At 70.3% G+C, this 19,380-nt stretch carries 15 protein-coding genes; 7 read left to right on the forward strand and 8 right to left on the reverse strand.

The genetic code is table 11. From position 1 onward, the window contains the following. Positions 1 to 175 precede the first annotated feature (175 nt). Positions 176 to 3,019 (reverse strand): preprotein translocase subunit SecA, encoded by a 2,844-nt coding sequence (gene secA, locus J7E91_RS35400; RefSeq protein WP_214911544.1) that lies wholly within the window; start codon positions 3,017 to 3,019, stop codon positions 176 to 178. 264 nt (positions 3,020 to 3,283) lie between these two features. Here secA and J7E91_RS35405 point away from each other — a divergent pair, with 264 nt between their 5' ends. Beyond that, the gene (locus tag J7E91_RS35405; RefSeq protein WP_214911546.1) at positions 3,284 to 3,856 is read left to right on the forward strand and encodes a GNAT family N-acetyltransferase; all 573 of its coding nucleotides are present in this window, start codon (positions 3,284 to 3,286) and stop codon (positions 3,854 to 3,856) included. 85 nt (positions 3,857 to 3,941) lie between these two features. Further along, positions 3,942 to 5,114: a winged helix-turn-helix domain-containing protein gene (locus J7E91_RS35410; protein ID WP_214911548.1), complete on the forward strand. Its 1,173-nt coding sequence runs from the start codon at positions 3,942 to 3,944 to the stop codon at positions 5,112 to 5,114. 106 nt (positions 5,115 to 5,220) lie between these two features. Here the strand turns inward: J7E91_RS35410 and J7E91_RS35415 are convergent, their stop codons facing one another. The 7 genes from J7E91_RS35415 to mtnA form a co-directional block, all read right to left on the reverse strand. Then, positions 5,221 to 5,976: a response regulator transcription factor gene (locus tag J7E91_RS35415; RefSeq protein ID WP_214911550.1), complete on the reverse strand. Its 756-nt coding sequence runs from the start codon at positions 5,974 to 5,976 to the stop codon at positions 5,221 to 5,223. Positions 5,977 to 6,201: 225 nt separating this feature from the next. Continuing rightward, positions 6,202 to 6,891, reverse strand: a complete 690-nt coding sequence (gene hpf, locus J7E91_RS35420; RefSeq protein WP_214911552.1) for a ribosome hibernation-promoting factor, HPF/YfiA family — start codon at positions 6,889 to 6,891, stop codon at positions 6,202 to 6,204. A 313-nt stretch (positions 6,892 to 7,204) separates the two neighbouring features. Beyond that, positions 7,205 to 7,933 (reverse strand): ComF family protein, encoded by a 729-nt coding sequence (locus J7E91_RS35425; protein WP_214911554.1) that lies wholly within the window; start codon positions 7,931 to 7,933, stop codon positions 7,205 to 7,207. A gap of 103 nt (positions 7,934 to 8,036) precedes the next feature. After that, positions 8,037 to 9,923, reverse strand: coding sequence for an LpqB family beta-propeller domain-containing protein (locus tag J7E91_RS35430; RefSeq protein ID WP_308377574.1), 1,887 nt, complete (start codon positions 9,921 to 9,923; stop codon positions 8,037 to 8,039). Then, entirely contained in the window at positions 9,913 to 11,898 is a 1,986-nt protein-coding gene (gene mtrB / locus J7E91_RS35435; protein WP_214911556.1) for an MtrAB system histidine kinase MtrB, read from the reverse strand. Before mtrB ends, J7E91_RS35430 begins: the two co-directional genes overlap by 11 nt. 1 nt (position 11,899) lies before the next feature. Continuing rightward, a complete protein-coding gene (gene mtrA / locus J7E91_RS35440) occupies positions 11,900 to 12,589 on the reverse strand; it encodes a two-component system response regulator MtrA (RefSeq protein ID WP_187281934.1) in 690 nt (229 codons plus the stop codon). A gap of 4 nt (positions 12,590 to 12,593) precedes the next feature. Then, on the reverse strand, positions 12,594 to 13,748 hold the full coding sequence (gene mtnA / locus J7E91_RS35445) for an S-methyl-5-thioribose-1-phosphate isomerase (RefSeq protein WP_214911557.1): 1,155 nt from the start codon (positions 13,746 to 13,748) through the stop codon (positions 12,594 to 12,596). Between the two features lie 140 nt (positions 13,749 to 13,888). Between mtnA and J7E91_RS35450 the strand changes: the two genes are divergently transcribed. From J7E91_RS35450 to J7E91_RS35470, 5 genes are read left to right on the forward strand one after another with little or no spacing between them, the layout of a single operon-like run. Beyond that, complete coding sequence (locus J7E91_RS35450) at positions 13,889 to 15,118, forward strand: glycerophosphoryl diester phosphodiesterase membrane domain-containing protein (RefSeq protein WP_214911559.1); 1,230 nt, start codon at positions 13,889 to 13,891, stop codon at positions 15,116 to 15,118. 4 nt (positions 15,119 to 15,122) lie between these two features. Beyond that, positions 15,123 to 15,821 (forward strand): DUF4129 domain-containing protein, encoded by a 699-nt coding sequence (locus J7E91_RS35455; protein WP_374224831.1) that lies wholly within the window; start codon positions 15,123 to 15,125, stop codon positions 15,819 to 15,821. Further along, positions 15,818 to 17,002, forward strand: a complete 1,185-nt coding sequence (locus tag J7E91_RS35460; protein WP_214911561.1) for a DUF4350 domain-containing protein — start codon at positions 15,818 to 15,820, stop codon at positions 17,000 to 17,002. The genes J7E91_RS35455 and J7E91_RS35460 overlap by 4 nt, the downstream gene beginning before the upstream one ends. After that, the gene (locus J7E91_RS35465; protein ID WP_214911564.1) at positions 16,999 to 17,973 is read left to right on the forward strand and encodes a MoxR family ATPase; all 975 of its coding nucleotides are present in this window, start codon (positions 16,999 to 17,001) and stop codon (positions 17,971 to 17,973) included. The genes J7E91_RS35460 and J7E91_RS35465 overlap by 4 nt, the downstream gene beginning before the upstream one ends. Before the next feature lie 10 nt (positions 17,974 to 17,983). After that, entirely contained in the window at positions 17,984 to 19,294 is a 1,311-nt protein-coding gene (locus J7E91_RS35470) for a DUF58 domain-containing protein (protein ID WP_214911570.1), read from the forward strand. Positions 19,295 to 19,380: the final 86 nt, after the last annotated feature.

Genomic DNA, 19,380 nt, shown 5'->3' on the forward strand with positions numbered 1-19,380 from the left:
CGCCTGGCTCACCGACCAACCCCACGCCCGCACCCGGACCAGCCCCCTGACAGCGCTCCGCCCCGCCGCATAACGACGGGGCGAAGCATCAGGGCCCAGGATTAACCAACAGCGTCCCACATCGGTGTCCGGCCCCGGCCGGGAAACAGCGGTACGCGCACACGTACCAGGGTGCCTACTTCTTCCGGCGGCGGCTGCCGCCCTTCTGCGCCTTGCGCCGTTCGGCACGCGTCATGCCGTCCGACTGGGACCGGGCAGGCCCGTCACCGTTGTCGAAGTCGCCCTCGACGACACCGCCCTCGCCGTCCACCGTCGGAGCGGAGAAGTGCAACCGGTCGGGCCGCTGCGGAGCGTCGAGCCCCTTCGCCCGGATCTCCGGACGGCCCGCGCCCGCACCCGCCGGCACCGCGTCTTCCTTCCGGAGCGACGGCTTCTCGCCCGCCGCCTGATCCGGCACGGCAACCTGCACCGGAACCTCCTCGACCTGCTGCTCGACCTGGACCTCCAGGTTGAACAGGTAGCCGACGGACTCTTCCTTGATGCCGTCCATCATGGCGTTGAACATGTCGAAGCCCTCGCGCTGGTACTCGACCAGCGGGTCCTTCTGGGCCATCGCACGCAGGCCGATGCCCTCCTGGAGATAGTCCATCTCGTAGAGGTGCTCGCGCCACTTGCGGTCCAGTACGGACAGCACCACACGCCGCTCCAGCTCACGCATGATCTCGGAGCCGAGCTGCGCCTCGCGCTGGGCGTACTGCTCGTAGATGTCGTCCTTGATGGACTCGGCGATGAACTCGGCGGTGATGCCCGCGCGGTCGCCCGCCGCCTCCTCCAGCTCCTCCACCGTGACCTTCACCGGGTAGAGCTGCTTGAACGCGCCCCACAGCCGGTCGAGGTCCCACTCCTCGGCGAATCCCTCGACGGTCTCCGCCTGGATGTACGCGTCGATGGTGTCGTCCATGAAGTGACGGATCTGCTCCTGCAGGTCCTCACCCTCCAGGACACGACGGCGCTCGCCGTAGATGACCTGGCGCTGCCGGTTGAGCACCTCGTCGTACTTCAGGACGTTCTTGCGCGACTCGAAGTTCTGCTGCTCGACCTGCGACTGCGCGGACGCGATCGCCCGCGTCACCATCTTGTTCTCGATCGGTACGTCGTCGGGCACGTTCGCCATCGACATCACGCGCTCGACCATCGCGGCCTTGAACAGACGCATCAGGTCGTCGCCCAGCGACAGGTAGAAGCGGGACTCACCCGGGTCGCCCTGACGGCCGGAGCGGCCGCGCAGCTGGTTGTCGATACGCCGCGACTCGTGCCGCTCCGTACCCAGTACGTACAGTCCGCCGAGCGCCTTGACCTCTTCGAACTCCGCCTTGACGGCCTGCTCGGCCCTTTCGAGGGCGGCCGGCAGCGCCGCGGCCCACTCCTCGATGTGCTCCTCCGGGTCGAGGCCGCGCTGGCGCAGCTCCGCCTCGGCGAGGTCGTCCGGGTTGCCGCCGAGCTTGATGTCCGTACCACGTCCCGCCATGTTCGTGGCGACCGTCACGGCGCCCTTGCGGCCGGCCTGGGCGACGATCGACGCCTCACGGTCGTGCTGCTTGGCGTTCAGGACCTCGTGCTGCACGCCGCGCTTGGAGAGCTGCTGCGAGAGGTACTCCGACTTCTCCACAGACGTCGTGCCGACCAGGATCGGCTGGCCCTTCTCGTGCTTCTCCACGATGTCGTCGACGACGGCGGCGAACTTCGCGACCTCGGTGCGGTAGATCAGGTCGGACTGGTCGGCGCGGACCATCGGCCGGTTCGTCGGGATCGGCACGACGCCCAGCTTGTAGATCTGGTGGAACTCGGCGGCCTCGGTCATGGCCGTACCGGTCATGCCGGAGAGCTTGTCGTAGAGGCGGAAGAAGTTCTGCAGGGTGATCGTGGCGAGGGTCTGGTTCTCGTCCTTGATGTCCACCCCTTCCTTCGCCTCGATCGCCTGGTGCATGCCCTCGTTGTAGCGGCGGCCGGCGAGGATACGGCCGGTGTGCTCGTCGACGATCATGACTTCGCCGTCGATGACGACGTAGTCCTTGTCCTTCTTGAAAAGTTCCTTGGCCTTGATGGCGTTGTTCAGGTACCCCACGAGCGGCGTGTTGACCGACTCGTAGAGGTTGTCGATGCCCAGCCAGTCCTCGACCTTGGCGACACCGGACTCGTGGATGGCGACGGTGCGCTTCTTCTCGTCGACCTCGTAGTCGCCGGTCTCCTCGATGCCCTTGAGCGGGTTGCCCGGCTCGCCCTTCTTCAGGCGGACGACCAGCTTGGCGAAGTCGCCGTACCACTTGGTGGCCTGGTCGGCCGGGCCCGAGATGATCAGCGGCGTACGGGCCTCGTCGACCAGGATCGAGTCGACCTCGTCGACGATCGCGAAGTTGTGACCGCGCTGGACGAGCTCCTCCTGGGACCACGCCATGTTGTCGCGCAGATAGTCGAAGCCGAATTCGTTGTTCGTGCCGTACGTGATGTCGCAGGCGTACATCTCACGACGCTGCGCGGGCGACATATTGGCGAGAATGCAGCCGACCTCGAGGCCGAGGAATTTGTGCACCCGGCCCATCATCTCGGAGTCCCGCTCGGCCAGGTAGTCGTTCACCGTGATCAGGTGGACGCCCTTGCCGGACAGCGCGTTCAGATACGCGGGCAGCGTACCGACGAGGGTCTTGCCCTCACCGGTCTTCATCTCGGCGACATGTCCGAGATGCAGGGCGGCGCCCCCCATCATCTGGACGTCGTAATGACGCTGACCGAGAACACGCTTGGCTGCCTCGCGAACGGTCGCGAAGGCCTCGGGAAGCAGGTCGTCCAGGCTCTCGCCGTCGGCGTACCGCTCCTTGTACTCATCGGTGAGCGCCCGCAACTCGGCGTCGGAGAGGTTGACGAAGTCCTCTTCGATGGAGTTGACCTGGTCCGCGATGCGGTGCAGTTTGCGCAGGATCTTGCCTTCGCCTGCACGCATGAGCTTGTTGAAGACGGACACTGAGGCTGGTCTCCTTGCCGGTCGGGCCTGTGCACTGAGTCATGTATGGACGCTGGCGCGGGCACGGCAGGTGGTCCCCACCGCATCGGCCATCGTAAGCGAGGACCCCGCCACGCCGGGAGGTCCGCCCGCAGGAAGGCCCACTGTTACCCGCAAAGAGAACGGACAGGGAGCCCGGAAGGTGCCGGGCCATCCCGAAAAGGTCTCGCGCCACCCCGGCCGCCGGGCTGGCGCAGGCCGCCCGCCCGAACCGAGAATCAGCCGATGGAGCCCACCATCCTCACCACCGAGCGTCTGCTGCTGCGCCCCTTCGAGCCCGCCGACACCGAAGCCGTCTACCAGGCCTGTCAGGACCCCGACATCCAGCGCTGGACGTCGATCCCCTCGCCGTACGAACGCGAGCACGCGGAGGGCTTCATCGGCAGGATCGTCCCGGACGGCTGGCACTACGACACGGTGTATGCCTTCGCGGTCCTCACCCGGGACAGCGGCGAACTGGCGGCGGCGGTGTCGACGATCACGCGCGGCGAGGGCGCCGCGGAGATCGGGTACTGGACGGCGAAGGAGCACCGCGGCCGCGGCTACGTCACGGAAGCGGTGCGGGCCGTCGCCCACTGGGCCTTCACCACGGCGGGCGTGGAACGCCTGGAGTGGCGCGCCGAGATCGGAAACGAGGCGTCGCGCGCGGTGGCCGAGAAGATCGGCTTCGTCATCGAAGGCATCCAGCGCGCCGGCATCACGAACAAGGAGGTACGCCGCGACGGCTGGGCCGGCGCGCTGCTCCCGTCCGACCTCGGACTGCCGTCGGCCAGCCCGTACCTGCCCACGCAGCCCTGAAGCCTGACTCCCCCGGGCCTGTCCCCCAGGCCTGCATCCCCCCGGGCCAGGGCGCGTTGTCAGTGGCGGCGCTTAGGCTGCGGCCATGACCAGCCTGCCGCCGCCCGCCGTTTCCCTGTCCGCCGACGAAGCCCGCAGGATCGCCCTGCGCGCCCAGGGTTTCCTGGGCGCGCCGGACCGGCGGGCCGGCGTGCGCGGCGTGCTGCGCCACCTGGGCGCGGTGCAGCTCGACACGATCTCCGTGCTGGCCCGCTCGCACGAGCTGATTCCGTACGCCCGCCTCGGCGCCGTAGGCCGCACGACCGTCGACAGCGCCTACTGGACCGGCGCTCACGCCTTCGAGTACTGGTCGCACGCCGCCTGCATCCTGCCCATGGAGGAATGGCCGCACTTCGCCTTCCGCCGCCGCGCCTACCGCGACCGCCCGCACTGGTCCCACGACCTGCCGGACGGCGCGTACGACACGGTGATCAAGCAGCTGCGCGCCGAAGGCCCGCTGACGGCCACGGATTTGGGCGGCGCGAAGAACAAGGGCGAGTGGTGGGACTGGTCGGAGTCGAAGGTCGCCGTCGAGCGCGCGCTGATGTACGGCGAGGTGGTGTGCACCGAGCGGCGCGGCTGGAAGCGGGTCTACGACCTGGCCGAGCGCGCCGTCCCGGACGCCGTCTACCACGACGACCTGGATGACACCGAGTGCCTTCGCCGCCTCGTGCGGCTGTCCGGACAGTCCCTCGGCGTCGGCACGCGGGCCGACATCGCCGACTACCACCGCCTCAAGGGCGAGCAGGTCGACGCCGTGATCGCCGAGTCGGGTCTGGTCCCGGTCGAGGTCGAGGGCTGGGCCAAGCCCGCCTGGGCGGCCCCCGAGGCACTGGCGAGCACCCCGCGCGGGCGCCACCGCACGACGCTGCTGTCGCCCTTCGACTCCCTCATCTGGGACCGCCCGCGCACCGAGCGGATCTTCGGCTTCACCCACCGCCTGGAGGCCTACGTACCCAAGCCCCAGCGGATACACGGGTACTTCGCCATGCCGCTGCTCACCGGCGGCCGGCTGCTGGGCCGGGTCGACCCGGCGCGCGAGGGGAAGACGCTGGTGGCCCGGCAGGTCTCGCTGGTGAGCCGCAAGGCGGTCCGGCCGATGGCCGAGGCCCTGGTTCAGGCTGCGGAGTGGGTCGGCTGCACGAACGTACGACTGGAGCGTGTGGACGCTCCGGAGCTGCGCGAGCCGCTGACCGCCGAACTGACCAGCCTGACCTGACCCGCAGGCCGCCTCACCTGATCTCCAGAATCTTCTCGCGCATCGCGGCTGCTCCCCCTGGGGGATAACCCCCAGACCCCCAGCCGCCCCACCCGCGACGCACCGGCTACCTGATCTCCAGAATCTTCTCGCGCATCGCGTAAACGACCGCCTCCATCCTGGAGTGCAGCTGCAGCTTCTCCAGGATGTTCCGGACGTGGTTCTTCACCGTGTTCTCGGAGATGAACAACTCCTTGGCGATGTCGCGGTTGTTCATGCCGGTCGCGACCAGCTTGAGGACCTCGAGCTCCCGCTCGGTCAGCCGCGGCGCGGGGACGAGCCGGCGCTCGTCGGTGCGCTGGATCATCGACTTGAACTCGGTGAGGAGCTTGGACGCCATCGACGGGCTGATCTGGGACTGGCCGTCGGCCACCGCACGGATCGCGGTGGCCACCTCGTCCGTGGAGATCTCCTTGAGGAGATACCCCGTCGCACCCGCCTTGATCGCGTCGTAGAGGTCCGCCTCCTCGTCGCTGATCGTCAGCATGATGATCTTCGCGCTGGGGGCCACCTCCTTGATCGAGGTGCATGCCTCGATGCCACCGCGCTTGGGCATCCGTACGTCCATCAGCACGATGTCCGGCAGCAGATCGGCGGCCTTGTCCACGGCCTCCGCCCCGTCCGCGGCCTCGCCGACGACCTGGATGTCCTCCTCCTGCGCGAGGACGATCTCCAGCCCCCGGCGGAACAGGGCGTGATCGTCCACGACCAGCACCCTGATGGGTTCCTTGCGCGACCCCCCGGTGTCCGCACCGGGACCGCCGGCACCGTCGGCGTCCTCCATGTCGGACCCGTCGTGCACCGGACCGAAGCTGTCCGCCATCGTTCCTCCCCCTGAAGGCCGTGGCCCGAAATTCATGAGCTGCCCCAACCACAGTGTGCAGAGCACCGATTGGCTTGCAACGCCATGATTTCATGCCCGGACGACGGAGCGGTGATCCTGCGGTCGAACGATGGTGCCCCTGGGGGGCGCACGGGCGCTCTCCAGGGGCCACCACCACAGATGGGTACGGCGCGCTGCCCTCGTTGGTTCAGCGTGCCCTGCGGATCACCCGCCGAGTGCACCGCCGGCGCCGCCCGCCTCGGTTTCGGCCAGGGGGTCGGTCGTCAGGCGGATGACACCGTAGTCGTAGGCGTGCCGTCGGTAGACGACACTCGGCTCCTTCGTCTCGGAGTCGACGTAGAGGTAGAAGTCGTGCCCGACGAGCTCCATCTCGTAGAGCGCCTGGTCGAGCGACATCGGCGCCGCGACGTGCGTCTTCTCGCGGACCACCAACGGTCCTTCGCCCTGTACTTCGAGCGGTCCGATCCTGGTGGTGGGGATGGTTGGCGGCGCCTCCTCGGCGACGAGCACCCCATTGCCGTTGATGGCTGCGGCGCCCGGCACCGTCGCACCGACCTCGGCGGCCGAAATCCGGCCGTTGCCGCGACGCGTGTGGCGCTTGTCGTGCTGCTTGCGCATCCGCGCCTCGAGCTTGCCCGTTGCGAGGTCCAGCGCCGCATACGGATCGGCGGCAGACGCCTCGGCCCGGATGACCGGGCCACGCGAGCGAAGCGTGATCTCCACACGGTCGGAACGGTCGGCCTGCCGCGGGTTGGGCTCCTTGGACACCTCGACGTCCAGGCTGATCACCTTGCCGTCGAGCTTCTGGATCTTCTCCAGGTTCAGCTTCTCGGCCACGTGCTTGCGGAACCTCTCGGGCACCTCGGTCTTGCGGCCCTTGACGACGATGTCCACGCAGAACTCCGTTCCCGGATAGCCCCGCTCAACGGCGGAGCGTCTCCCTTTCGCACCAGGTTCCGGTGAACTCCGGAACCTCGGACTTGGTGACTTTCACCTCCTCCTCCCCAGTCGACAAGATCCCCACCCCATCGACTTCGGGCTGAAGAGAATCCCGAAGCGTAGCCGTCCGGACAGGTGAGGCGCAGGGTCTGCTTTTCCTCACAACCGAACATAGCTCGCTCGGACGCTTGTCGGCACCCGCTACCGGCGCGTACCTCCATTCAAGTGCTTTTCCCCTCTCTTCACCTGCAACGATCCGAGTTCCCCGTCAGTTCCGGTTTATTACGAACGAGAGCGACGGCGCCGCGACCACCGCCGCGTTCAACCGTCCGGATGCGGAATTCAGCCGTTCCTGGGTGGCACTCAGTGCACGGGCTGCCTCCGCGAGCGAGGCCCCCGTTGTCATGAGATCGTCCACCAGCACGGCCCGGCCGCCCTCCAGGAGCCGCCCGCCCCCGGCGACGACCTCCAGGGCACCCGCCAGGTTCGCCGCCCGCTCGCGGGCGCTCAGGCCCGCCTGGTCGCTCACGGCCCTCCGCTGCCTGAGCACGGCCAGCACGCGGGCCGGCACCCCGGCGCGCCGCAACTGCCCCGCGGCCGCCAGCGCGATCCGGCGCGCAGGATCGTGCCCGCGCGCTCTGACCGAGCTGCGGGCGGACGGCACGGGTACGAGCAGCAGCGGCCCCGCCGCCCCAGTCGGCATACCGGTCACCGCGGCCCGCACTGCGCCCGCCAGTGCGCCCCCAAGCGCCCCCGCGAGCCCCAATGCGCCCCGCTCCTTGTGGCCGAGCAGCACCGCCCGTACCGCGTCCTCGTACGGAGCGGCGGCATGGACCACCGGCAGCCCCGGCGGCTCCGGCCACGGGTGCACCCGGCGCGCCGCAGCGCCGTACAACGCCTGCCCGCACTGGGCGCACAGCGCCGTGCGCGGCCTGCCGCAGCCGCCGCACGCGACCGGCAGCACCAGACCGGCGACCTCCCGCCACCATCCGTGCATGGCTTCCACTGTGCCCAGCCGGGCGCCCGGCAACCACCCCTGTGGAAAACCCGATCGCGGAGGCGGTGAATCGCGGAGGCGGCAAGGAGCGGAGCCGAGGGAGCTATCCCGGATAGACCGGGGACGAGCCCTCGCTGACCACGGTCTTCCAGTTCGCGCCGGGTGGCAGCCGCACAATGCCGTCCTCCAGCGAGTGCGCCAGCAGCGGCAGCCGGTTGTCGTCCGCCGAAGCGACCGCCGTCACCCTGTTCGCACCCGGCACCGACTGGGCGTCCGACGTCGAACCGTCCGTCTGCAGATACCGCAGCTGCTGCACCCCGCCGGACTCGCGGCCGACCACCACCAGGCGGCTGCGCCCGGCCCAGGACACGGCCGTCACTTCTTCCATCTGCGGCGCGATGGGCCGCAGGTCGGTGACGGACACCTCCGGCTTGTCCTCGGGCCCGCGCCGCTCGATCCGGCCGAGCTTCAAGGTCGTCCGGCCGTCCTGCGACACCAGCAGCGCGATCCGTACGCCGTCCGCCGACACCTTCAGAGCCTCGATACGAGCCCCGTCGAGGCCGTCGACGCCCGTGACCTCGTCCGGCTCGCCCTCGCCGCCCGCCAGGCGCAGCAGCCGCGGCTGACGCGGGTCGCGGTCCGCCACCCACAGGTCGCCCCGGCCGTCCCAGCTCGGCGCCGAGAGCCGGTCCTTCTCCTGCTTGCCGCTGCTGGTCAGCACCGGCTCCCGCGGCTCACTGCCGGAGACGACGGACGCCACATACAGCGAGCGCGCGTCGTGCGAGACCCCCGCCGCGTGCCGTTCGTTGCGCGCCACCGCGACCGAGCTCAGGCGCCGCTCGCCGCTGCCGAGCGGCCCCGGCACCGGTTCGGCCTCCTCGTCGGCGCCGGTGTTCTCGGTGCTTCCCACCATCCGTACGAGACGCTGCTTCGTGTCGAGGAAGTACTGGTAGTCCGGGCTCCCCGAAGCGCGTTCCGGAGCGAAGTCCTCCGCCTGATCCCCTCCGAGTACGCACAGCGTCGAGCCGTCCGACCGCTGCAGCTCCACCTGCCCGACCCGGTACGACGTCAGGTCGCGCAGGGTGAAGAGCAGTTGGGCGGCCATCTCCCGGCACCGCTTCTGCCCGACGTTGGACGCCTTCTCGTTGAGCGGCACCTTGAGAGCGTTGCGGTCGTCGAACGCCAGTGACTTGGCGCCCTCCTCCAGCTTCAGCGCCGTACCCGTGGGGAAGCTCGAACCGACCACCGGCTTCAGCCAGTTGGTCGGACCGCTCAGCAGCGCCTCGACCGTCTGCGTCACCTGGTCCATCTGGGTCTGCGGGTCCATGCGCTTGCGCACGTACACCGGGTCGGCGACCAGCCACGGGTGGGCCGCGCCGGTCCGCTCCGACGACGTACCGGAAGCGAAGTAGTACTTGTTGACGGAGTGATAGATGCGCTCGAAGTCCGACTCGCCGAGCACCAGGCCCTGCGGCAGGCCGTCGATGCGCCACTCCTTGCCGTCCGGGCCGTTCTGCCTACTGAGATGGAGCGTCTCGTGATACGAGCTGTTGACCGGCTGGTACGCGCGCTGCTCGTTCACCTCGGCGATCTTCGTGCCGGTCAGCGCGTACGTATACGCCCCGCCCTCGCGGTCATTGGCCCGCTGGTCCTGGGGCACCGGGCCGTTGTCCAGCACCGTGACCTGGGTGGGGTTCCAGTTCTTGGAAGCCTTCTTCGTCAGGTACTTGCGGGCCGTGGCGAACTGGGGGTCGTCCCCCGTCATCGCCTCCAGGAAACCCTCGACGATCTCGTTGGGCTGCGCACCCTTCCTCGGCGCCATCCCGTACACCCGCACCTGGGAGTCACCGCGCGGGGACGCCTCCACGGCCTCCACGTCACCGCTGTCCGGCATGGAGGCGCAGCCCGCCAGCAGCAGACCTGCGCACCCGAGCAGCACCGCCGTCCGCGGCGCCCGCCACCGGCCGCCGCTCCATCGCTCAGTGCCCACGGGTGATGTCCTTCCGCTCCGCCTGCGATGAACTGTCACCGTCACCCGCCGGACGCGCCACCACCCGGGCTCCGCTGCCCGGCAGCGCAGTCGGATCCGCCGCGGGCGCCGCACGGGGCACCGCGGGCAGCGGCGACCGCTCGGCGCGCGGCTGTGCGGGCACCGTCGCGAGCCGGTTGGCGCCGGCGCCCCGCTTGTCCCCCGTGATCCTGCTGTCTGCCTCCGCGCGCTCGCGCGCACGCCGCGAGTCCTCGGGCTCCAGCGGGATCGGGGATCCGCGCAGCGACTCGTCCGCCGTACGCGGCAGCGTCAGCCGGAACTGCGATCCGCCGCCCGGCTCTCCCCACGCCTGCAGCCAGCCGCCGTGCAGGCGCGCGTCCTCCACGGCGATGGACAGGCCGAGGCCCGTACCGCCGGTGGTACGCGCACGCGCCGGGTCGGCCCGCCAGAAGCGGTTGAACACCCGGGTCGCCTCGCCCGGCTTGAGCCCCACGCCGTAGTCACGCACCGCCACGGCGACAGCGCCGCCCGCGGCTCCCAGCCGGACCACGACGTCCCGGCCCTCACCGTGCTCGACGGCGTTGACCACGAGATTGCGCAGTACGCGCTCCACCCGCCGGGCATCGGCCTCGGCGACGACCGGCTGCTCGTCGCCGGTCACCCGTATCCGGGTGCCCTTGCGCTCGGCCAGCGGCTCGGCGCCCTCGATGACCCGGCGTACGACCTCACGCAGGTCTATCGGCTCCGCCTCCAGAGCCGCGGCGCCCGCGTCGAACCGGCTGATCTCCAGCAGGTCGGCGAGCAGCGACTCGAAGCGGTCCAGCTGCCCGGCGAGCAGCTCGGCGGACCGCGCCGTCACCGGGTCGAAGTCGCCGCGCGCCTCATGAATGACGTCAGCGGCCATCCGCACCGTCGTCAGCGGCGTACGCAGCTCGTGCGAGACGTCCGAGACGAAGCGCCGCTGGAGCCGGGACAGCTCCTCCAGCTGCTGGATCTTGACCTGCAAGTTCTGCGCCATCTTGTTGAAGGCCTCGCCGAGGCGCGCGATGTCGTCCTCGCCCGTGACCTTCATACGCTCCTGGAGCCGGCCCGCGGACAGCCGCTCGGCGACCCCGGCGGCCATCCGCACCGGCGTGACGACCTGCCGTACGACCAGCCAGGCGATGCCCCCGAACAGCACCACGACGAACACTCCCGCGGTGGCGAGCGTGGTCTTCACCAGGCTGAGCGACTCCTCCTCCTGCGTCAGCGGGAAGAGGTAGTAGAGCTGATACGGCTGCCCACTGTTGTCGTTCAGCTGCTTGCCGATGACGAGACCAGGCTCGGGGTCCTGCGCGTCCGTGTACGTGATCCGGACGAAGGCCTTGTACGCCTTGCCGGTCCCCTGGTCGATCGCGTCCCGCAGCTCCTGCGGCACGCTCGCGCTCTGGTTCACGCCACCCGACGCACGCGGCCCGCGGTTGCTGGAGCTCTCGTCGTCCGAATTGGCGCTCAGTGCCACGACATGGAAGGCCTGCCGGCCACCGCTGGCGAGCTGCTCCACGAGCTCGGTCCTCCAGTTGGTGGAGTTCCGCGCGGCGGCCCTGGCCTCCGAGCTGTCGCTGGCACCCGTTCCCGCGACGGTACGGGCCTTCTCCTCCGCCACGTCGAATCCACCGGCCGCCTGGCTCTGGGCGGCCTCCTGCTTCGCGTCGAGCAGGCCGTTGCGCACCTGCCACATCACGACGAACCCGAGCAGCAGCACCACTCCGAGCGACATCAGCAGCGAGCCGACGACCACCCGCAGCTGGATGTTCCGCCGCCACAGCCGCAACGACGGCAGCAGCGGCCGGCGCACCCAGCGCGCGAAGAGCCGCAGCGCGGGACTGCGCCGCAGGAGTCGTCCGGCCCTGGACGTCCTTCGCCGAGGACCGGCAGCCCGCTCCGTACGGACTCCCGGCCCCCCGGGCATCGGAGCAGCGCTGCCTCGGGTCATGTCAGCTCGGTCCGGCCTTGTAGCCGACCCCGCGGACGGTCACAACGATCTCCGGCCGCTCCGGGTCCTTCTCGACCTTGGACCGCAACCGCTGGACATGGACATTGACCAGCCGGGTGTCCGCGGCATGGCGGTAACCCCACACCTGCTCCAGCAGCACCTCGCGGGTGAACACCTGCCAGGGCTTACGGGCGAGCGCGACCAGCAGGTCGAACTCGAGCGGGGTCAGGGCGATGGACTGCCCCTCCCGCTTCACGGAATGGCCGGCCACGTCAATGACCAGGTCCCCGATCGCCAGCTGTTCCGGCGCCGGCTCCTCCGACCTCCTCAGTCGCGCCCTGATACGGGCGACGAGCTCCTTGGGCTTGAAGGGCTTGACGATGTAGTCGTCAGCACCGGACTCCAGCCCCACCACCACATCTACGGTGTCGCTCTTGGCGGTGAGCATGACGATCGGCACCCCGGACTCGGCCCGGATCAGCCGGCAGACTTCGATGCCGTCCCGTCCGGGCAGCATGAGATCCAGCAGCACCAGGTCAGGCTTGGCCTCCCTGAATGCAGCAAGTGCCTTGTCGCCATCCGCTACGAACGACGGCTCAAAACCTTCACCACGCAGCACAATGCCGAGCATCTCGGCCAGTGCGGTGTCGTCGTCGACGACAAGGACGCGTCCCTTCATAAACGACATCATCCCATTAGCTAATCGTTACCTGGCGTGACCTGGCACACAGATCCGCCAGTGCGGCCCCCGTGACCGGGGAAATTGCACCCTGCTCCGTGACGATCGCGGTCACCAGTTCTGGCGGCGTTACGTCGAAGGCCGGGTTGTACGCCTGTGTCCCCAGCGGAGCCACAGGCATCCCGGCCCCGATCCCGGCATCAGATCCAGCCACCAGGACCGACGGCACGGTGAACTCTGTCACCTCCTGACCCGACCGCTGCTCCACCTCGATGGACGCACCGTCCGGGGTAGCGAGATCCACGGTGCTCAGGGGCGCGACCACGATGAACGGCACGTGGTGGTACTTGGCCAGTACCGCGAGCGGATAGCTCCCCACCTTGTTCGCCACCGAACCGTCGGCCGCGATCCGGTCCGCCCCGATGAGTACGGCGTCCACCTCACCGGCGGCGAAGAGCGAACCCGCGGCGTTGTCCGTGAGCAGTGTGTACGCCATGCCGTGCCGCGCGGCCTCGTACGTCGTGAGCCGGGCCCCCTGCAGCAGCGGGCGCGTCTCGTCGACCCACAGCCGCCGCAGCCTGCCCGTCCGGTGCGCGGCCAGCGCCACCGCGAACGCGGTGCCCTCACCGCCCGAGACCAGCGCCCCGGTGTTGCAGTGGGTCAGGATGCGGTGCCCGCCTCCCGGCACCAGTTCCTGCAGGAGAGCCAGCCCGTGCGCCGCCATCCGCACACTGGCCTCGGCGTCGGCCCGGTGCAGCTCCCGCGCCGCCGCCAGCGCAGACGCCGCCGCCTGCTCACTGCCCGCGCCCTTCGCGACGGCTTCCCGGTACGCCGCTGCCGCATGCCGTACACCGGAGCCGAGGTTCACAGCGGTGGGCCGCGCCCGCTCCAGCAGCGCCACGGCCTCCTCCACGTCGTACCCGCGCGCGGCGGCCAGAGCCACGCCGTAGGCGCCGGCCAGGCCCAGCAATGGTGCGCCACGAACGGCCAGCACTTGGATGGCCTGCACCAGCGCGGGCACATCCGTGCAGACGAGCTCGACCTCCTCCGCGGGGAGCCGGGTCTGGTCGAGCAGCACCAGCACGGGCCCCTCGGGCGGCTCCTCCCAGCGCAGCGTAGGGAGAGCGGGCGGCTCGGCGCCCGCCGGGAATTGCGCGTCCTGATCAGCCATCTGCCCAGTCTGCCCGCTGAGGCACCGACAATTGAAGGTGCGAAGGAGATACGGGGCCCGGTCCGCCGACGGGTGCCCCATGACACGATGGCTGCCAACCTGCCGCCGCGACCGCGGACGGGCACCGTGAAGGAGCAACAATGAACGAGTCTCCGGGCTGGGCCTCGCCCGGATCTGCCCCCTCCGACGGCCAGAAGCCGGGCGTGCCCCGGCCTGCCGAGCCCACCGACCAGAGCGATGCCGCGTCGAAGTGGTCGAAGGAGCAGCCCCCGGCAGGCCAGTGGTCCGCGCCCAGCGGCCAGGACACGCCCCCCGGCCCGCCGCAGCAGCAGCCCGCGCCGAACTGGGGCGGCAGGCCCCAGGGAGGCGGCTGGGGCGGCCCTCCCCCCGCCGCGAAGCCCGGAGTGATCCCGCTGCGCCCGCTCGGCGTCGGCGAGATCCTGGACGGAGCGGTGTCGACCCTGCGCGCGCACTGGCGCACCGTTCTCGGCATCACGGTCACCGTCGCGGTGATCACACAGATCTGCGACATCCTGATCCAGCGCTACCTGCTCCCCGCACCGCCCGAGGTCAACCCGAACGCCACGCCGGCCGAGGCCCTCAGCCAGTCCGTCGACGTAATGCAGAGCACCCTGATCAACTCGGCCCCCACGTTCGCGATCACGCTCATCGGCACGCTCTTCACCACCGCGCTGCTCACCATGGTGATCAGCCGGTCCGTGCTCGGCCGCCCGGTGACGCTCGCCGACGCCTGGCGCGAGGCCAAGCCCCGGCTGCCGCAGCTGCTCGGCCTGACCCTGCTGCTCCCCCTCATGGCCTTCGCGATCATGACGGTCGGCATCCTGCCCGGCCTCCTGCTGGGTGGCGGCGTGGGCACCGCCCTTTCGCTGCTCCTCGGTCTCGCGGCCTTCGTCGTCGTCGTGTGGCTGATGATCCGGTTCAGCCTCGCCTCCCCCGCACTGATGCTGGAGAGGCAGAGCATCATGAAGTCCCTGAGCCGCTCGGCCAAGCTGGTCAGCGGCGCATGGTGGCGGATCTTCGGCATCGTGCTGCTCACGGCGCTGCTGACCTTCATCGTGGCAATGATCATCGCCGTGCCGTTCGGCCTCATCGCCTACGCCGCGGACGACGGCCTGGACGGACTGTTCAGCGGCAGGACTCCGGAGTTCGGCTGGCCCTTCCTCATCATCACCGGCATCGGCGCCGTGATCGCCTCCTCGATCACCTACCCGATCTCCGCCGGCGTGAGTGTCCTGCTCTACGTGGACCAGCGCATCCGCCGTGAGGCTCTCGACCTCGAACTCGCCCGCGCCGCGGGTATCCCCGGCTACAGCCCCGAGCAGCCCACCGACAACACACCCGGGAGCTGATGCGGTGTCCACAGCGGGGGGCAGGACAGCAGCGGGCCTCTGGGCCCGCGCAAGCGACGACGTGGGCGACGTACCGGTGGACACTCCGCGTGTCCCGGCCCGCGAGGCCGCGGAGCGCGAACTGTCCAAGCCGATGTACCACGAGAACGACCCGAGCTTCCTCGAGCGCGCCATAGACCGCTTCTGGGAATGGGTCAACGACCTGTTCAGCGCGGCGTCCGGAGCCACACCGGGAGGCGCGGTGGGGCTCGTGGTCGTCGTCGTATTCGTCGTGCTCCTCGCCGCCGGCCTGTGGCTGCGGCTCGGCACCCCGCAGCGCACCCCTCCCTCCGAAGGGACGCTGTTCGACGAAGGCCCGCGCAGTGCGGCGGAGCACCGGACCGCCGCCGAGGCACACGCCGCCGCGCACCGCTGGAACCAGGCCGTCCAGGAACGGATGCGGGCCGTCGTACGCTCATTGGAAGAACGTGCCCTCCTCGACCCGCGCCCCGGCCGCACCGCCGACGAGGCGGCCGCGGAAGCCGGACAGTCCCTGCCCGGCCACGCCGGCCGACTGCGCGCCGCGGCCCGCGAGTTCGACGACGTCACATACGGCGGCCGCACCGCCGACGAGCAGGCATACCAGCGCCTGAGCGAACTCGACTCCGACGTCGAACGGACAAAGCCACTGCTCAGCGGCGCGGCCCAAGGAGCTGCCGAATGACCGGAGCTCCCACCCGCTCCACCTCGGCCTCCCCCACCGCCCGCCAGGTCTGGACGCGCAACCGCGGCCTCCTCCTGGGGCTGCTCATCATCCTGGTCGCCGGCATCGCCATCGCCGCCGTACGCACCGGCGACCAGCACGGCCGACTGGACCCGCGCTCCGCGGACCCCTACGGCAGCCGCGCCGTCGCCGAACTGCTCAAGGACCGCGGCGTCAGCACCAGGGTGGTCACCACTCTCGACGAGGCCACGGAGGCGGTGACCCCCGGCACCACTCTCCTGGTGACGGACCCCGACCTGCTGACGGACCGGCAGCAGCGCCAACTCCGCACCACCATGAGCGAATCCGCGTCCCGTACGGTGCTCCTCGCCCCCCGCGCCCCTTCCGCCCGCACCCTCGCCCCCGGCGTACGCGTCGAGAAGCGCACCCCCGTGTCGCCTCGATCCCCCCAGTGCTCGCTGCCCGCCGCGCTCCGCGCCGGCGACGCCGACACCGGCGGGCACCGCTACACCTCCGAGGCCGCCGCCGCCGACGCCTGCTACCTCAGCGACGGCCTCGCCACCCTCCTGCGCGTACCGGACACGACAGGCGGCGACACCGTCCTGCTGGGCGCGCCGGACATCCTCTACAACGACCGCCTCGACAAGCAGGGCAACGCCTCGCTCGCCCTTCAACTCCTCGGCTCCCGGCCTCATCTCGTCTGGTACCTCCCCTCGCTCGGCGACGCCTCCGCCAACAACGGCGGCGAAAGCAGCTTCTACGACCTGGTCCCTCCCGGCTGGCTCTGGGCAACGCTCCAACTCGCCCTCGCCGCCGTACTCGCCGCCATCTGGCGCGCCCGGCGACTCGGCCCCCTCGTCACCGAACAGCTCCCCGTAGCCGTCCGTGCCTCCGAGACCACCGAGGGCCGCGCCCGTCTCTACCGCAGGGCCGACGCCCGTGACCGCGCGGCCGCGGCCCTCCGCTCGGCAACCCGCACCCGCCTGGCCCCCCTTCTCGGCGTATCCGCCTCGCGGGCCCACGCCTCCGACGCACTGATCCCAGCCGTCTCATCCCATCTGCCGACGACCAGCCAGGATCTCCCGGCCCTCCTCTTCGGCACCGCCCCCTCGGACGACGCCGGCCTCATCCGCCTGGCAGACGAACTCGACGCCCTCGAAAGAGAGGTACGCGCTTCATGAGCGCCCAGCCCGCAGAGACCCCAGACCGCGCCCGAGCCTCCCTCGAAGCACTGCGCACCGAGATCGCCAAGGCCGTGGTCGGCCAGGACCCCGCTGTCACCGGGCTGGTCGTGGCCCTGCTCTGCCGAGGCCATGTTCTGCTCGAAGGAGTCCCAGGAGTAGCCAAGACGCTGCTCGTCCGCGCACTCGCGGCCTCCCTCGAACTGGACACCAAGCGCGTCCAGTTCACCCCCGACCTCATGCCCAGCGATGTCACGGGCTCCCTGGTCTACGACGCCCGCACCGCCGAGTTCTCCTTCCAGCCCGGCCCGGTCTTCACCAACCTGCTGCTCGCCGACGAAATCAACCGCACGCCCCCCAAGACCCAGGCATCCCTCCTGGAAGCCATGGAGGAGCGCCAGGTCACAGTCGACGGCACGCCCCGCCCCCTGCCCGACCCCTTCCTGGTCGCGGCGACCCAGAACCCCGTGGAGTACGAGGGCACTTACCCCCTCCCCGAGGCCCAACTGGACCGCTTTCTCCTCAAGCTCACGGTCCCGCTCCCGTCTCGCGAGGACGAGATCGGCGTACTGACCCGCCACGCGGAGGGCTTCAACCCCCGCGACCTGCAAGCAGCGGGCCTACGCCCGGCCGCCGGCCCTGCCGACCTGGAAGCGGCCCGCGCGGCCGTGGCCAAGACCGCGGTCTCCGCGGAGATCACCGGTTACGTCGTCGATATCTGCCGTGCCACCCGAGAATCCCCCTCGCTCACTCTTGGCGTCTCTCCCCGAGGCGCCACAGCCCTGCTCTCCACCGCCCGCGCCTGGGCCTGGCTCACCGGCCGGGACTACGTCATCCCCGACGATGTGAAGGCCCTGGCCCTCCCCACCCTGCGCCACCGCATCCAGCTCCGGCCCGAGGCCGAGATGGAAGGAGTCACCGCAGACTCCGTCATCACCGCGATCCTCGCCCACGTCCCCGTCCCCCGCTGAGGCGATGACTGTGGCCCTCACCGGACGAAGCGCACTCCTCGCGGCCCTCGGCGCGATCCCCATCGGCATCCTCGCGCCGAACTGGTCCGGGGTCCTCGCCATGAACGCTCCCCTCACACTCGCAATTCTGTGCGACTACGCCCTGGCCGTGCCAGTGCGAAAGCTTCGTTTCACCCGAAGTGGTGACACGTCAGTTCGATTGGGTGACGGTGCCGAAATCGAGCTGACCGTCACGAACCCCACGGGCCGCCCCCTGCGCGCCCAGCTCCGCGACGCGTGGCCGCCCAGCAGCTGGCCCACAGGCACGGAGCAGGCAGCGTCACGCCACAAGCTGACAGTCCCCGCCGGGGAGCGCCGCCGTCTCACCACCACACTGCGCCCCACCCGCCGCGGCGATCGCCACTCGGAACGCATCACTGTCCGCTCGTACGGACCGCTCGGTCTCGCCGCCCGCCAGGGCAGCCACCGAGTCCCCTGGACGGTACGCGTCCTTCCCCCTTTCACGAGCCGGAAGCACCTCCCGTCCAAGCTGGCCCGCCTCCGCGAACTCGACGGCCGCACGAGCGTCCTGACGCGCGGCGAGGGCACCGAATTCGACAGCCTCCGCGACTACGTTCCGGGCGACGACACCCGCTCCATCGACTGGCGCGCTACCGCCCGGCAGAACACCGTCGCCGTACGCACCTGGCGCCCGGAACGCGACCGCCACATCCTGATCGTCCTCGACACCGGCCGCACCTCCGCCGGCCGCGTCGGCGACGTACCACGCCTGGACGCCTCGATGGACGCGGCGCTTCTCCTCGCGGCTCTCGCCTCGCGCGCCGGCGACCGAGTGGACCTCCTGGCCTACGACCGCCGCCTTCGCGCCCAGGCCCAGGGCCGCACCGGAGGAGACGTCCTGCCGGCTCTCGTCAACGCGCTGGCCCCACTGGAGCCCGCGCTGGTGGAAACCGACGCCCGGGGCCTCAGCGCCACAGCCCTGGCCAACGCTCCCCGGGGGTCCCTGATCGTGCTGCTGACCGGCTTGGACGCCGCCCCGGTCGAAGAAGGCATCCTTCCGGTACTCCCGCAGCTCACCAGGCGCCACACCGTCCTGGTGGCCTCCGTGGCCGACCCTCGCGTCGAACAGATGGCATCCGGCCTCGGCACAGTGGACGCGGTCTACGAGGCCGCCGCAGGCACCCAGGCCCAGGAACAGCGCCGCCGCACAGCGGAGAAACTCACCCGCCACAATGTCACCGTCGTCGACGCCACCCCCGACGACCTGGCCCCGGCTCTGGCTGACGCCTACCTCGCACTGAAAGCGGCAGGCCGCCTGTAGCAGCCCAGAGACGGCCCAAAAGAAAGGCCCTGCCGACGGGCGGCAGGGCCTTGAATTGCCTGAAAACGCAGAAAAGCCCCGCACCA

The sequence above is a fragment of the Streptomyces sp. ISL-99 genome (genome assembly GCF_018614005.1).
In the GTDB taxonomy this organism is placed as follows: Bacteria; Actinomycetota; Actinomycetes; order Streptomycetales; family Streptomycetaceae; genus Streptomyces; species Streptomyces flavidovirens.